Genomic DNA, 15,146 nt, shown 5'->3' on the forward strand with positions numbered 1-15,146 from the left:
AGTATTACACGAGGAGACTCATAGACTAAAGTTCGCTTGCGTAGGCTAGAAAAAGGAGAAAAGAAAAAATGAAGTTATTTGTAGACACAGGAAAAATTGAAGACATTAAGAAAGCAAACGACCTTGGAGTAATCTGCGGCGTTACAACAAACCCATCACTTATCGCAAAAGAGGGTGGACGTAGCCAGGAAGAAATCCTTAAGGAAATCGCTTCAATCGTTGATGGTCCTATCTCAGGTGAGGTTAAGGCAACAACAGTTGACGCTGAAGGTATGATCAAGGAAGGCCGCGAAATCGCTGCTATGCATCCAAACATGATCGTTAAGATTCCTATGACTGCAGAAGGACTTAAGGCTGTAAAGGTTCTTTCATCTGAAGGCATCAAGACAAACGTAACACTTATCTTCTCAGCAAACCAGGCTATCCTTGCTGCTAATGCAGGTGCAACATATGTATCTCCATTCCTTGGAAGACTTGATGACATCAACATGGCTGGTATCGACCTTATCCGTGACATCGCTGAAATCTTTGACATCTATGGATATGAGACAGAAATCATCGCAGCTTCAGTTCGTAACCCTATCCATGTTACAGACTGTGCTCTTGCAGGTGCTGATATTGCTACAGTTCCTTATAGCGTAATCGAAACAATGATTAACCATCCACTTACAACTGCTGGTATCGAGAAGTTCCAGAAGGACTACATCGCAGTATTTGGAGAGTAGGATAATTTAGGCTATGGCTCGCTGGTTACGGCTACAAGCATAATGTGAGTTGTGGCTCGCTGGTTACGGCTACAAACATTATGTGTCTACGCTCAGCTTAGAATGCTTCGCTTAAGACACATAATATTTGAAGCCTACCAGCTATCGTTACGGTGACTTAGCTTGAAGCCTACCAGCTATCTGCAGTTTAGGGCTCGCTGGTTACGGCTACAAACATTATGTATCCACGCTCAGCTAGGGATGCTTCGCTTAGGATACATAATATTTGAAGCTTACCAGCTATTTATACTATACACATACCTACATGTTTTAATGGGATTTACGACGGGGGATTTTGCGTATGAATATTAACGAGATTATTGCTGAGGGCAAGACTACTGCTCTTGGTATTGAATTTGGTTCTACACGTATCAAGGCTGTTCTTGTGGACGAGGATAATAAGGTGCTCGCTCAGGGGGACCATGAGTGGGAGAACCATTTGGATAATGGAATCTGGACCTACCCACTTGAAGAGGTTTGGGAAGGTGTTCAGGATTGCTATGCAAAGCTTAAGAGCGATGTTTATAGCAAATATGATGTAAAGCTTACAAAAATCGGTGCAATCGGTTTTTCAGCTATGATGCACGGCTATCTTGCATTTGATAAGGATGATAATTTGCTCGTGCCATTTAGAACCTGGAGAAACACAATCACAGGTGAGGCAGCTGCTGAGCTTAGCAAAGAACTCAATTTCAACATGCCTCAGCGCTGGAGCATCTCGCATTATTATCAGTGCATTTTGAATAAAGAGCCACATGTTAAAAATGTAGCATATTTCATGACACTTGCCTGCTATGTTCACTTTAAGATGACAGGCAAAAAGGTGGCAGGTGTTGGTGAAGCTTCTGGTATGTTCCCAATTGATTCAAAGACATGCCAGTACGACAAGATTATGCTTGATAAATTCAACAACCTTGCAGCAGCACATGGCATTACTACAAAGGTAGAGGATTTAATGCCACAGGTACTTGTTGCAGGAGAGGATGCAGGTACACTTACAGCTGAAGGTGCAAAGCTTCTTGATCCAACAGGAGAGCTTGAGCCAGGCTGCCCACTTGCTCCACCAGAAGGTGATGCAGGTACAGGTATGGTTGCTACAAACGCTGTATCTGTTGGAACAGGTAATGTTTCTGCTGGTACATCAGTATTCTCTATGGTTGTTTTGGACAAGGCACTTTCAAAGCCATACGAGGAAATTGATATGGTTACCACACCTACAGGTGAGGCCGTTGCCATGGTTCACTGCAACAACTGTACATCAGATCTTAATTCATGGATTGGCATCTTCAAGGAATTTGCAGAAGCCTTTGGCATGGATATTTCAATGAATGATATTTACGGAACTCTTTACCGCAAGGCACTTACAGAGGATGTAAACTGCGGTGGTGTTCTTTCATATAACTATTTCGGTGGTGAGCCTGTTGTTGGAGTAAATGAAGGACGTCCTATGGTTGTAAGACAGCCAGATGCTAAATTTACCCTTGCCAACTTCATGCGCTCAAATCTTTACGGAGCCCTCGGCGTACTTAAGATTGGTAACGATATCCTCCTTAAGGAAGAGCATGTGCCTATCAAATCTATCACAGGTCACGGTGGTTTCTTCAAGACTAAGGGTGTAGGACAGTCTGTACTTGCAGCAGCTTTAAATGCTCCTATCACAGTTATGGCTACAGCTGGTGAAGGTGGTGCATGGGGCATGGCAGTACTTGCAAACTATTGTATCCGCCAGAACAAGGATATGAAGCTTCAGCAGTATCTTGATGAAAAGGTATTTGCAGGACAGGAGTCAACCACTATGGAGCCAGATCCAGAGATGGTTCATGGCTACGACGAGTGGATTGCAGAATACAAGAAAGCACTTAAAGCTGAGGCTGCCGCTGTTGCCGAGTGGCGTTAATTTAGCATAGAGAATAAGGCAACAACACAACCTTGGCGAGCGCGAGCAGGAGGGCCCTGTACCGAGTGAGGAGCTACTGCACCGGAGCGAGAGTATGGGAGGTGGCCTGCGGGAGCATGAAATACTAGGAGGTTGCCTTATTATTTAGGAGAAAAAAGATGTTAGAAGAATTAAAAAAGCAGGTTTACGAGGCAAATATGGAGCTTCCAAAGCGTGGCCTCGTAACATACACTTGGGGAAATGTTTCAGGCATTGACCGTGAGAGCGGAATTTTTGCCATCAAGCCATCAGGCGTGGAATATGAAGATTTAAAGCCAGAGGATATGGTGCTTGTAAATCTTGATGGTGAAGTGGTAGAGGGCAAGTATCGCCCAAGCTCTGACACTGCCACACACTGCGAGCTCTACAAAAAGTATGAGAATATCGGCGGTGTTGTACATACTCATTCTACTTATGCAGTAGCATGGGCACAGGCAGGCCGTGACATTCCTTTGTATGGAACAACTCATGCTGATTATTTCTGCGGAACCATTCCATGCACACGCAATCTTACACCAGAAGAAATTGATGAAGCATATGAAGTAAACACAGGCAAGGTTATCATCGAAACCTTCGAGGAGAGAGGAATAAATACAAAATATGTACCTGGCGTTATCTGCAAGAATCACGGCCCATTCACTTGGGGCAAGGATGCAGACCAGGCGGTTTACAATGCAGTAGTTCTTGAAGAGGTGGCAAAGATGGCTCTCTTCACAGAGCAGGTCAACCCACAGGTTGAGCCAGCTCCAGACTGCATTCGCGATAAGCACTTCAATCGTAAGCATGGAGCCAACGCATACTACGGACAGAATTAAATCTATACACCTGCAGTAGCCTTTTAAAAGGTTATTGCAGGTGTTTTTTATAAGGCTTGTTTTGTTCACCAAATATCCATTATTTTCATTTAACATAATGTGGAAAATAAAATTTGAAAAAACTATTGACAAACAAAATTGAATTGCGTACAATTTAAACATCAAAACGGTTGCGCACAATCTATTTTATACAAAGTCAAGTGTAAAGGGCTTTGAAGTAGAAATGAAAATTAATTTGTGATTATTTGGAGGTTAAAAAATGGGATTTTATGATTTATCAGTAGAGCAGGCAAACGGCGAGCAGCTTTCAATGAAGGATTTTGAGGGCAAGGTAGTAATGGTTGTTAATACAGCTACAGGCTGTGGTTTCACACCTCACTACAAGGATATCGAGGCAATTTACGAGGCACACCATGATCAGGGCTTTGAGGTAATTGATGTACCTTGTAATCAGTTCGCAGGTCAGACACCGGGAACAGATGATGAAATTCATGAGTTCTGCCAGCTCAACTATAACACACAGTTCCCTCAGATGAAGAAGGCTGATGTAAACGGTGAAACAGCTATTGAGCTTTTCAAGTATCTTAAGTCACAGAAGGGCTTCGAAGGCTTTGGTAAGGGACCTAAGGCACTTGCCATGAGCGCTATGCTCAAGACAATCGACAAGGATTACAAGAACAATCCAGAAATCAAGTGGAACTTCACTAAATTCATCATCGACCGTCAGGGAAATGTAGTTGCCAGATTTGAGCCTACAACAGATATGAAGGAAGTAGCAAAGTGCGTTGCATCACTTATGTAAAATAGGTACAATATTCTTCAGGGAGTATTGCTGAACAGATTTACTGTTCAGAGGTATTGGATTGGAGAATGTGTGATGAACTTTGAATTTTTATTTGAAAACTTAAATAATTATAAAGCTAGTCTCAGTAAGGAGTGGCTTTTAACAAACGGCCTTGGCGGGTATGCAGGTAGCACCATTATTGGTGCTCACATGCGTACCCATCAAGGCTATTTAATTGCCAGTTTAAAACCACCAGTGGATAGGTTTCTTGTTTTTTCCAAGACTAACGAGCGCCTGGTTTGCGGAAGTCGTATATACGATTTAACCACCTCACAGCACAAGGGACCATACACAAGTGAATACAACCAGGGCAATATGCACCTGAAATCCTTTAAGTACGATGGTGCAATCACATATGTATATGAAGCGGGGGGATTGCGTCTTACCAAAACTATCGCATTAGTATATGGAAAGAACCAGTGCGTCATTGCGTATACTTTGGAAAATAGCGGCCCAGCAGCAGGTGTTGTTATCACACCTCTCATGAACTACAGAGACCATGGTGAGCACATGACCGTTGATGATTTACGTTTTGAGCTTCCAGCTGAGGTGTTCAAAGAGATTAGAGATGAAGCATCAGGAAATGTGGGCTTTTATTATAGCCCTGTCAGCAATCCTGATGTGAGAGTATCACTGGTTTCAGCAGGATGTGAGATGGTGAAACGTAACAACATCTACGATGAAAACATGGAGCTTCAGTTTGAACTCGACAATGATGCAGATGGTCTTGATTGTCACATCAAGCCATATGATTTTGTTATCGAAGTAGCGGAAGGTGGCGTTTCCACGGCTACCTTTGTGTGCACAGCCGACATCAAGCAGACAGAGGGCAAGAAAAAGGGAGCTTTCCCGGCTATCGCCACTATTTCAAAGGAGACAGCCTTCGAAGAAATTACAAAGGCCAAAAACAGAGTAAACGAACTTATTGAGCAGTCAGGGTTTGATAATGAGGATGAGTTGGCTGGAGTGCTTACAGTTGCAGCTGACCAGTTTATCACAGACAGAAAATCCACAGGTGAAAAGACAATCATGGCAGGCTACCCTTGGTTTACTGACTGGGGCAGAGATACGATGATTGCCTTCACAGGACTTTGTCTTGAAACCAAAAGGTTTGAGGATGCCAAATCAATCCTGATTTCATTTTCAAAATATATTAAAAATGGTCTCATTCCAAATATGTTTCCAGATGATGGCAAGGAACCATTGTACAATACAGCAGATGCCTCACTTTGGTATTTTTACGCTGTTTATAACTATCTTAAATATGTAAATACTGAGGAGGCATGGAAGTTCGTAGAAAATGAAATCTTCCCTGGCCTTCAGGAGATAATGGGTGCATATCGCAAGGGTACAATGTTTTCAATAGGTATGGACGACGACGCCCTTATGAGAGCAGGTGGCGGACTGGATCAAATCACATGGATGGATGTGCGCATAGGTGATGAAGTAATTACACCTCGTCACGGCAAGCCAGTGGAGATAAATGCTCTTTGGTACAACGCTCTAAAATCTATGGAGGAAATTTCCCGCGGCATCGCAAAGCGCACACACAATAAACCGGAAAATTATCTTGCCTATGCTGGTGGTTGCAGTGATCTTGCAAAATGGGTTAAGGAAGCCTTTGTTGAGGAATTCTGGTATGAGGAAGGTGGATACCTTTACGATGTAGTAGGAGAGGATTTCAAAGATGCCACTCTTAGACCAAATCAGATATTTGCAGTAAGCCTCCCATTTACCATGCTTGATGCTCAAAAGGCAAAAGCGGTAGTAAACGTAGTTAAGGACAGATTATATGTTGGAGAGGGCCTTCGTTCCCTAGATGTAGATGATCCTCAGTACATCGGTATATATCAGGGGTGCATGGAAAAACGTGACCGAGCATATCATCAGGGCACAGCCTGGGGCTTTTTACTTGGTCCATTCATCGAAAGCTTCCTTAAAATAAATGGCTTCAGCGATGAGTCAAAGGAAGAGGCAAAAACCTTTTTTGAGCCAATAAAACAGCACCTGGTTCACAACTGCATAGGCTCCATCTCAGAAATCTTCGACGGAGATGCCCCACACCCTGGGCGCGGCTGCTACGCACAGGCCTGGTCAGTAGGTGAAGTGCTAAGGGCTTATGCCTTATTGAAAAAGGATGTCTAGTTGGTTAGATAAAACTGACTCGCTATTTAAATAAATATATGATAAAGTAATCTTGTTTAATAAAGATATTGGAGGAAACAAAATGTTACCAGAGCAAACAATTGAATTTAGATATGACACACAGCTTCTCATCGAGGGCGAGGATCTTGATGAGGATGCAATTAACGATTACATCACAGAGAACTTTGTAGGTGATTCACTTCTTGCAGTAGGAGATGAGGAGCTTATCAAAATCCACTATCACACCAACGAGCCATGGAAGGTACTTGAGTACTGTCGCACACTTGGTGAAATCTATGATATCGTAGTTGAAGATATGGATAGACAGGCAAGAGGACTACAGGGATAGGAAATAGGGGGGACCCTTTAGGGGAGAACCTGTTTCCCACAGCAGGCCAATTGCCGGAGGCAATTTGCATGGGCCTTGCTTTCCCGCTAGCAATCCAAAGAAAAAAGGCTAGCCAAATGGGGAGACCCTATCTCAACAACCCAGCCCATTGCCGAAGGCAATCATAGATGGCTGGGTTTTCCCGTTAGCCCTGAAGCCCAAGAATTAGGAGATGATAATATGAGCGATAACAGCAGTTTCGTCCTCAGAGGCGGTATCGCATTCTCAGAATCAATTAACAACATAGTTACTTATTATAGAGGCTACTTGGTATGTGTTGATGGCATATGTCAGGGGGCCTTTAGTGAACTTCCGGAAAAATACAAGGACCTTCCACTGTATGACTATGGTGAGCGCCTTATTATTCCGGGTATGACAGATTTACATGTTCATGCGCCTCAGTATACCTTCCGTGGTATCGGTATGGACTGCGAGCTTTTAGAGTGGCTCAACACATACACCTTCCCTGAGGAAGCAAAATACCAGGATATAGTATATGCTCGCAAGGCCTACAGCTTTTTTACATATGATTTAATGCGCTGTTTCACCACTCGTGCAGTTGTATTTGGTACACTTCATCATGAAGCAACCTTAGAGCTCATGAACCAGCTGGAGGAAACCGGACTTATTACCTATGTGGGTAAAGTCAACATGGATCGAAATGGTGGCGAGCATCTTCAGGAGGCTGATGCAAAAGCTTCTCTTGAAGCTACTGTAAAATGGCTTGATACAATAAAAGGAAAGTTCCAAAATACCATGCCGATATTGACACCCCGCTTCATACCATCATGTTCTGATGAACTTATGAAGGGGCTGGGTCAACTTTCCAAAGAGAAAGGCCTTAGAATTCAGTCGCACTTATCAGAGAACCTTTCAGAGGTGGCCTGGGTGAAGGAACTTGTTCCACAGTCTAGCTGCTATGCCAATGCTTACGAGCTTTTTGATACCATGGGTACTCCAGAGTGTCCTACAATCATGGCTCACTGTGTTCACTCTGATGAAATGGAAATGGATATTTTGAAAAAGCACGGTGCATTTATCGCACATTGTGCCGATTCAAATATGAATCTTACATCAGGTATTGCACCTATTAAGAAATTCATAGACGCAGGTGTTAATATTGGTCTTGGAACAGATGTAGCAGCCGGTTCATCAATGAATATGCTAAAAACTATGCTTATTACCTTACAGGCATCAAAGATGTACTACCGTCTGGTGGATCAATCTGTTAAGCCACTTACATTTGAAGAGGTATTTTATCTGGCTACAGCAGGTGGTGGAAAATACTTTGGTCAGGTTGGAACCTTTAAGCCAGGCTATGACTTTGATGCAGTTGTTATTGATGATAGCAAAATGTTTACAATGCGTGATATGTCTATCAGAGAACGTATCGAGAGAATGTGTTATAACGATGCCGATGCTATCATAAAAGATAAGTATGTAAAGGGTAAAAAAATGTTCTCGTCCATGGTAGTATAGAGAAAAACGTTATAAAAAAGCTAAAATAAAAAGAATTGAAATTTTTGTTAAATAAAAGTGTCCAGCATTGACTGGACACTTTTTTGGGTATATGGTGAAAACAGACGGTATTGGTTAGGCCTAGGATATACACATTGCAATATTTGTATCTTACATTTTTGTGCAAAAAGGCTAAAATGAAGCATATGTCAAATGGAAGTTCCATAGTTTATTTTTTGGAAATCCGAGACTTAATCAAGTGATAGGAGGTGTTTTCTTGAGTTTAGCAGAAAGGCTTGTTGAAGAGCTAAATTGCGAGACTGTCTTTACCATCCATATAGGTAGTTTAGAGATACCTGTACTGGAGTCGGTTGTGGTTACCTGGATTGTCATGGCTGTTCTTATACTTCTGGCCGTTTTTTTGACAGCAGGACTTAAAACCCAAAATATCAGTAAAAGACAGGCATTTGCCGAATTTATCTACGAAAAACTTACAGGCATCGTTGGAGGAATGTTAGGCGAAGAGGGCAAGGCTTATGTACCATATCTGGTTACAGTGCTTTTGTACATTGCTTTATCCGACGTAATTGGTCTGTTTGGTTTTAAATCCCCAACAAAGGATTTGAATGTTACAGCAGCTCTAGCAGTTATGAGTATCATTCTCGTTGAAGGAGCTGGCATCTACCACAAGGGTGTTAAAAAATGGCTACATTCGTTCATCGAACCAGTACCAATCGTTACCCCATTCAACATCCTTGACGTATTCACAAGACCATTGTCATTGTGTATGCGACTTTTCGGAAATGTACTTGGTGCGTTCGTTATTATGGAGCTTCTTAAGCTTGTAGTTCCACCAATCATTCCAGCCGTCTTCAGTATCTACTTCGATCTGTTCGACGGAATCCTACAAGCGTACGTATTCGTATTCCTTACTTCTTTATATATTAAGGAAGCCATCGAATAAACTAGCGTATATTATTCGTACTACAATAAATTTTAAATGAGCATTGTAGCTGTCAATATTGATATATCTTAAGCGAAGCATTCCTAGCTGAGCGTAGATATATCAATATTGATAGCGAACGATGCGGACTTAATTATTCATTCATTAATTTCAGGAGGAAAAATTATGAACACACTTATTGCAATTGGAGCAGGTATCGCAGTTATCACAGGTCTCGGCGCAGGTATCGGTATCGGTATCGCTACAGGTAAGGCATGCGAAGGTATCGCACGTCAGCCAGAAGCAGAAGGAAAGATTCAGAAGTCTCTTATCTTAGGTTGTGCACTTGCAGAGGCAACAGCTATTTACGGTTTCGTTATCGCTCTTATGATAATGCTCGTATTATAATATTTTCTAAACAATGGATTAGAAGGATAGGTATTTAACATATGATTACTATTTCTTTTTGGAATATTCTTTGGACAGTTATAAATCTCCTTATCCTTGCTGTTGCATTTAAGATTTTATTCTTCAAACCTATCGCAAAGACTATCGAAAAGCGTCAGGAAGAGGCTAATGAAGTAATTAATAAGGCTACAGTTAAAGAAAAGGAAGCTACAAAGCTTGCTAAAGAATATGAGGATAAATTAGCTTCTGCAGAGCAGGAGAAGAAGCAGATTTTAGCTGAGGCAAGAAAATCTGCAGATGGACAGTATCAGCAGATTGTTTCTGATGCAAAAGAAAATGCTAAGACAATTCGCGATACTGCTGTTATTGAGGCATATAACGAGAAACAGAAGATTATTGCCAGTGCAAAGAAGGAAATTGCTGAGATGGTTGTTGATGCAACTACAAAGGTAATTGGTAGCAAAGCAGGAGCTGCAGTTGACAGCGAACTGTTTGATGATTTTTTAGATAAAGCAGGTGAATAAAATTGACACAGACTACTAATAATTACGTTAGAGAATTATATAGCCTAAGAAATGCAAGCTCATACATTAAGTCAACAGCTTCTATCATCGAGGCAGTGCCTGCAATTGGAGAAGAACTTTCTGATCCTACAGTCACACTTGCCAAGAAAAACCAAATCATCGATAGGATTTTCCCATTTGAAATTCGCAGTTTCTTAAAGCTTCTTTGCGAAAATGGTGATTTTGATATTTTTGATGATATAGTTGCTGAATATAAGGCGGCTCGCGAAAACAATGCAGGAAAGGTTTCTACTGCAAAGCTTCGTTATGTAACAGAGCCATCCGAGGAGCAGCTTGCTGGTATTAGAAAATTCCTAGCAAAAGAATATGACAATGAATATATAGACATCCAGTTAGAGAAGGATGAATCACTTGGAAGTGGTTTCGTTCTTACAGCTGGTGCAAAAGAATATGATTGGAGCGAGCAGGGACGTATCGAACAGCTTTCTGCAAAGCTCAAGGCTGCCGTTGGCGTCAGCACAGTTGATAAGGGCATCCTTTCTATCCTTAAGTCTAGCATCGAGGACTTTGAGCTTGAGGCAAAGGATAAGGAAGTCGGTGTTGTTACATGGGTTGGTGATGGTATTGCCAATGTTGATGGTATCGACCATGCATTCTACGGTGAAATCGTTGTATTTGACTGTGGTGTAAATGGTATGGTTCAGGATATTCGTCGCGACGAAATCGGTGTTATCCTCTTTGGTCGTGACACAGGTGTAAAGGAAGGCTCAAAGGTTTGCCGTACAGGCAAAATGGCAGGTATCCCTGTTGGTGAAGGCTTCCTTGGACGTATCGTTGATGCTCTTGGTGAGCCACTTGACGGTAAAGGACAGATTGAGTCTGCAGGCTTCCGTCCAGTTGAGTGTCCAGCACCTTCTATCGTTGACAGACAGTCTGTTAGCCAGCCAATGGAGACAGGTCTTCTTTCAATCGATTCAATGTTCCCAATCGGACGTGGACAGCGTGAGCTTATCATCGGTGATAGACAGACTGGTAAGACTTCTATCGCAACAGATACAATCATCAACCAGAAGGGTAAGGACGTAATCTGTATTTATGTTGCCATCGGACAGAAGGCATCTACTATTGCAAAGCTTGTTAATACTTTAAAAGAGCATGAGGCTATGGATTACACTATCATCGTTAGTGCTACAGCTTCAGATCCAGCTCCTTTACAGTATATTGCACCATATTCAGGTACAGCCCTTGCAGAATACTTCATGTACTCAGGCAAGGATGTACTTATCATTTATGATGATTTATCAAAGCACGCAGTTGCATACCGTGCTATTTCACTTTTGCTTGAGCGTTCACCAGGACGTGAGGCATACCCAGGTGATGTATTCTACTTACACTCAAGACTTCTTGAGCGTTCAGCTAGAATTACACAGGAGGCAGGCGGCGGATCTATCACAGCCCTTCCTATTATTGAAACACAGGCAGGCGATTTGTCTGCATACATCCCTACAAACGTTATTTCTATTACAGATGGTCAGATATTCCTTGAGACACAGCTCTTTAACTCTGGCCAAAGACCAGCCGTAAACGTAGGTCTTTCTGTATCCCGTGTAGGTGGTGCAGCTCAGACAAAGGCTATGAAAAAGGCAGCAGGTTCAATTCGTATTGACCTTGCACAGTACCGTGAGATGGAAGTCTTCACACAGTTCGCATCAGATCTTGATGATGCTACCAAGAGACAGCTTGCTCATGGACGTGCCCTTATGGAACTTTTAAAGCAGCCTCTTAATAAGCCATTTACAATGGCTGAGCAGGTTGTAATCCTTGTTGCAGCAAATGCTCATATCTTCAGTGATATTGAGGTTTCAAAGATTAAACAGTTCAGAGCAGATATGCTTGAATATTTTGCAGCAGAGCATTCATACATTTTCGGCTCCCTTTCTACATCTAAAGAACTTACAGATGACCTTAAGGCTGCCATCGTTGATGCTGCAACTGAGTTTAAAAAGAATTATCAGGAGTAATCTATGGCAAGCACAAAGGAAATCCAGAATAGAATAAATAGTATTCAGGATACCATGAAGATTACAAATGCCATGTATATGATGTCCTCTATGAAGCTGCGCAAAGCAAAATCAAAGCTTCAGGCTACAGAGCCTTTCTTTGAAGCTGTGCAGCAGGGGCTTGCTGAAAACCTGGTTCATTTCCCTGATATCAGACACATTTATTTTGATAATCGTGTGGAGGATGAGCAGGAGACAACGAAGCGTCGTGGCTTTGTTGTTTTCACAGGTGATAAAGGCATGGCAGGTGCGTACAATCACAATGCCATCAAAATGACTCTTGAGAGAATTTCAAACCTTTCAAAAGATGAATACATGCTTTATGTAGTTGGTGAGGTGGGACGTGCATTCTTTTTGAATGGCGGCTACAACGTAGATGAAAATTTCCATTTCTCATCTAATAACCCATCAATGCATAGAGCCAGAGTTATCTCTGAGTACATGATTGAAAAATACAATCAGGGTGAGCTTGATAGAATTGATATCATCTACACAAAGATGCTTAATTCTGTTACCGAGGAGACTTGCGTAGAACGTCTTCTTCCTCTTAAGACTCAGAAATTCATCAGGGAAAAGGTTAAAGAGATTCAGGATGATGTTGAAGGAACAGGCAAGGCAGCTTCAGAAATGAAGGCTGGTATCAAGCATGTTCACTCTATCAACAGTTATGAGATGGAGGCATTTTCTAAGGGTGGTGACAAGTGGTTCCCATTTTATCCATCTTTAAAAGAAGTTTTGGAACAGCTGGTTCACAACAACTTTACAGGTTTCATTTATGGTGCCTTGGTTGAGTGCTCGGCCAGTGAGGAAAATGCCAGAATGATGGCTATGCAGTCAGCAACAGACAATGCTCAGGCTATTCTTCGTGAGCTATCTATTGAATACAACAGAGTGCGTCAGGCTCAGATTACTCAGGAGATTACTGAGGTAATCGGTGGAGCAAAAGCACTTAAAAAGAAAAAAGCAAAGAAAAAGGCAGTGAAAGGATAGATATGAAATTAAAAGGTAAAATCGTACAGGTTTCAGGACCTGTAGTCGATGTAGAATTCACAGATAATAACTTACCTGCCATCAGAGATGCCCTTTACGTTATGGTAGGGGATGAAAAGCGTGTAATGGAAGTTTCTCAGCACATTGGTGACGGAGTAGTAAGATGTATTCTTCTTGCTCCATCTGAGGGACTTTGCCGTGATATGGATGTTATTGCAACAGGAGAGAGCATCACTGTACCAGTTGGAGAGAAGACACTTGGTCGTCTTTTCAATGTACTTGGTGACACTCTTGATGGTGGCGAGACACTTGAAAATGAGGAACACTGGAGCATTCACCGTGAGCCTCCTACATTCGAGGATCAAAGCCCTGTTGTTGAAATGTTAGAGACAGGTATCAAGGTTATCGACCTTCTTGCTCCATACGCTAAAGGTGGTAAGGTCGGACTTTTCGGTGGTGCCGGTGTAGGTAAGACAGTTCTTATTCAGGAGCTTATCCACAACATCGCCACAGAAAGTGGTGGTTATTCAATCTTCACAGGTGTTGGAGAACGTTCCCGTGAAGGTAATGACCTTTGGACAGAAATGTCAGAATCAGGAGTTCTTGACAAGACAGCCCTAGTGTTTGGTCAGATGAACGAGCCACCAGGAGCACGTATGCGTGTTGCTGAGACAGGCCTTACAATGGCTGAATACTTCCGTGATGTTATGCATCAGGATGTGCTTCTTTTCATTGATAACATTTTCCGTTTTGTACAGGCAGGTTCTGAGGTCTCAGCTCTTCTTGGTCGCATGCCATCTGCTGTAGGTTATCAGCCTACACTTGCAAATGACCTTGGTGAGCTTCAGGAGCGAATTGCTTCAACTACAAGTGGTTCTATCACATCAGTTCAGGCTGTATATGTGCCAGCGGACGACTTAACTGACCCAGCTCCAGCAACTACATTCTCACACTTGGATGCAACAACAGTTCTTTCACGTAAGATTGTTGAGCAGGGTATTTACCCAGCTGTAGATCCACTTGAGTCTACATCACGTATCCTTGAGCCAGATGTACTTGGTGAGGAGCACTACAACACAGCTCGTGGTGTTCAGGAAATTCTTCAGAAGTACAAGGAACTTCAGGATATCATCGCTATCCTTGGTATGGAAGAGCTTTCAGACGAGGACAAGCTTACAGTATATCGTGCCCGTAAGGTACAGCGTTTCCTTTCACAGCCATTCTCAGTAGCTGAGAACTTTACAGGTGTTAAGGGACAGTTTGTTCCAGTAAAGGAAACAATCCGTGGATTCAAGGCTATTTTAAATGGAGATATGGATGAATATCCAGAAGCAGCCTTCTTTAACGTTGGTACTATCGAAGATGTTAAGGCAAAGGCTGAGACTCTTGCAAAGGAGTAGCTTATGGCATCATTATTTAATTTTACAGTTATTGCCTGTGATGGTGTTTTTTATGATGGTCCATGCGAGATGGTTATAGTCCCGGGTGTGGGCGGTGAAGTTGGTATTTTAAACCATCACGAGCCTATGACAGGCATTGTAGAAGTTGGAGAGATTCGCTTTAAGGTGGACAATGAGTGGCGTAGGGCTATTGTTTCAGATGGTCTTGTCACAGTCGAGCCAGATGGTTCAGTAAGGATTGTGGCATACTCATGTGAGCGTCCAGAGGATATCGATACCTACCGCGCGCAGGAAGCATTAGAGCGTGCTCAGGAACAGCTTCAGCAGAAACAGAGCCGTATCGATTACATGATTTCTACAAACAATATGGCTCGCGCTATGGCCCGTCTAAAAGGCGCTGGCGCAAAGAATATGTATAAAATATAAAACGGCTTTCAATACTCACAGCCTTCCCCTTAAGGGGAAGGTGGC

14 protein-coding genes are annotated in these 15,146 nt (G+C 42.4%); all 14 read left to right on the top strand.

The annotated features are described in order from the left end of the window. Nucleotides 1-68: 68 nt before the first annotated feature. The 14 genes from fsa to atpC all read left to right on the top strand — a co-directional run bounded on the left by fsa (nt 69) and on the right by atpC (nt 15,101). Nucleotides 69-725, top strand: coding sequence for a fructose-6-phosphate aldolase (gene fsa / locus BLV53_RS04725; protein ID WP_090297825.1), 657 nt, complete (start codon nt 69-71; stop codon nt 723-725). A 340-nt stretch (nt 726-1,065) separates the two neighbouring features. Beyond that, nucleotides 1,066-2,661 (top strand): xylulokinase, encoded by a 1,596-nt coding sequence (locus BLV53_RS04730; RefSeq protein ID WP_090297829.1) that lies wholly within the window; start codon nt 1,066-1,068, stop codon nt 2,659-2,661. Nucleotides 2,662-2,819: 158 nt separating this feature from the next. Continuing rightward, a complete protein-coding gene (locus tag BLV53_RS04735; RefSeq protein ID WP_090297832.1) occupies nt 2,820-3,515 on the top strand; it encodes an L-ribulose-5-phosphate 4-epimerase in 696 nt (231 codons plus the stop codon). A 259-nt stretch (nt 3,516-3,774) separates the two neighbouring features. Beyond that, on the top strand, nt 3,775-4,317 hold the full coding sequence (locus BLV53_RS04740; protein ID WP_090297837.1) for a glutathione peroxidase: 543 nt from the start codon (nt 3,775-3,777) through the stop codon (nt 4,315-4,317). A 75-nt stretch (nt 4,318-4,392) separates the two neighbouring features. After that, on the top strand, nt 4,393-6,504 hold the full coding sequence (locus BLV53_RS04745) for an amylo-alpha-1,6-glucosidase (protein ID WP_090297840.1): 2,112 nt from the start codon (nt 4,393-4,395) through the stop codon (nt 6,502-6,504). An 82-nt stretch (nt 6,505-6,586) separates the two neighbouring features. After that, entirely contained in the window at nt 6,587-6,853 is a 267-nt protein-coding gene (locus BLV53_RS04750) for a dihydroxyacetone kinase (protein WP_044937250.1), read from the top strand. Nucleotides 6,854-7,072: 219 nt separating this feature from the next. Beyond that, on the top strand, nt 7,073-8,371 hold the full coding sequence (locus tag BLV53_RS04755; protein WP_090297844.1) for an amidohydrolase family protein: 1,299 nt from the start codon (nt 7,073-7,075) through the stop codon (nt 8,369-8,371). A gap of 256 nt (nt 8,372-8,627) precedes the next feature. Beyond that, a complete protein-coding gene (locus BLV53_RS04760; RefSeq protein ID WP_090297847.1) occupies nt 8,628-9,314 on the top strand; it encodes a F0F1 ATP synthase subunit A in 687 nt (228 codons plus the stop codon). 165 nt (nt 9,315-9,479) lie between these two features. Beyond that, a complete protein-coding gene (atpE, locus tag BLV53_RS04765) occupies nt 9,480-9,701 on the top strand; it encodes an ATP synthase F0 subunit C (protein WP_090297850.1) in 222 nt (73 codons plus the stop codon). Between the two features lie 41 nt (nt 9,702-9,742). Next, nucleotides 9,743-10,225: an ATP synthase F0 subunit B gene (locus BLV53_RS04770; protein WP_090297853.1), complete on the top strand. Its 483-nt coding sequence runs from the start codon at nt 9,743-9,745 to the stop codon at nt 10,223-10,225. 2 nt (nt 10,226-10,227) lie between these two features. Continuing rightward, the gene (gene atpA / locus BLV53_RS04775) at nt 10,228-12,246 is read left to right on the top strand and encodes a F0F1 ATP synthase subunit alpha (RefSeq protein WP_090297856.1); all 2,019 of its coding nucleotides are present in this window, start codon (nt 10,228-10,230) and stop codon (nt 12,244-12,246) included. A 3-nt stretch (nt 12,247-12,249) separates the two neighbouring features. Further along, nucleotides 12,250-13,275, top strand: coding sequence for an ATP synthase F1 subunit gamma (gene atpG, locus BLV53_RS04780; protein ID WP_090297858.1), 1,026 nt, complete (start codon nt 12,250-12,252; stop codon nt 13,273-13,275). 2 nt (nt 13,276-13,277) lie between these two features. Next, the gene (atpD, locus tag BLV53_RS04785; protein WP_090297861.1) at nt 13,278-14,675 is read left to right on the top strand and encodes a F0F1 ATP synthase subunit beta; all 1,398 of its coding nucleotides are present in this window, start codon (nt 13,278-13,280) and stop codon (nt 14,673-14,675) included. 3 nt (nt 14,676-14,678) lie between these two features. Then, complete coding sequence (gene atpC / locus BLV53_RS04790; RefSeq protein ID WP_090297864.1) at nt 14,679-15,101, top strand: ATP synthase F1 subunit epsilon; 423 nt, start codon at nt 14,679-14,681, stop codon at nt 15,099-15,101. Nucleotides 15,102-15,146: the final 45 nt, after the last annotated feature.

Source organism: Pseudobutyrivibrio sp. ACV-2 (assembly GCF_900107545.1).
Classification (GTDB): domain Bacteria; phylum Bacillota; class Clostridia; order Lachnospirales; family Lachnospiraceae; genus Pseudobutyrivibrio.

What these genes read in the sequence shown, in the direction of transcription:
- BLV53_RS04755 (WP_090297844.1), top strand. Translation starts at nt 7,073, where the DNA reads ATGAGCGATAACAGCAGTTTCGTCCTCAGAGGCGGTATCGCATTCTCA.
- BLV53_RS04750 (WP_044937250.1), top strand. Translation starts at nt 6,587, where the DNA reads ATGTTACCAGAGCAAACAATTGAATTTAGATATGACACACAGCTTCTC.
- fsa (WP_090297825.1), top strand. Translation starts at nt 69, where the DNA reads ATGAAGTTATTTGTAGACACAGGAAAAATTGAAGACATTAAGAAAGCA.
- BLV53_RS04740 (WP_090297837.1), top strand. Translation starts at nt 3,775, where the DNA reads ATGGGATTTTATGATTTATCAGTAGAGCAGGCAAACGGCGAGCAGCTT.
- BLV53_RS04770 (WP_090297853.1), top strand. Translation starts at nt 9,743, where the DNA reads ATGATTACTATTTCTTTTTGGAATATTCTTTGGACAGTTATAAATCTC.
- atpE (WP_090297850.1), top strand. Translation starts at nt 9,480, where the DNA reads ATGAACACACTTATTGCAATTGGAGCAGGTATCGCAGTTATCACAGGT.
- atpG (WP_090297858.1), top strand. Translation starts at nt 12,250, where the DNA reads ATGGCAAGCACAAAGGAAATCCAGAATAGAATAAATAGTATTCAGGAT.
- atpC (WP_090297864.1), top strand. Translation starts at nt 14,679, where the DNA reads ATGGCATCATTATTTAATTTTACAGTTATTGCCTGTGATGGTGTTTTT.
- atpD (WP_090297861.1), top strand. Translation starts at nt 13,278, where the DNA reads ATGAAATTAAAAGGTAAAATCGTACAGGTTTCAGGACCTGTAGTCGAT.
- BLV53_RS04730 (WP_090297829.1), top strand. Translation starts at nt 1,066, where the DNA reads ATGAATATTAACGAGATTATTGCTGAGGGCAAGACTACTGCTCTTGGT.
- BLV53_RS04735 (WP_090297832.1), top strand. Translation starts at nt 2,820, where the DNA reads ATGTTAGAAGAATTAAAAAAGCAGGTTTACGAGGCAAATATGGAGCTT.
- BLV53_RS04745 (WP_090297840.1), top strand. Translation starts at nt 4,393, where the DNA reads ATGAACTTTGAATTTTTATTTGAAAACTTAAATAATTATAAAGCTAGT.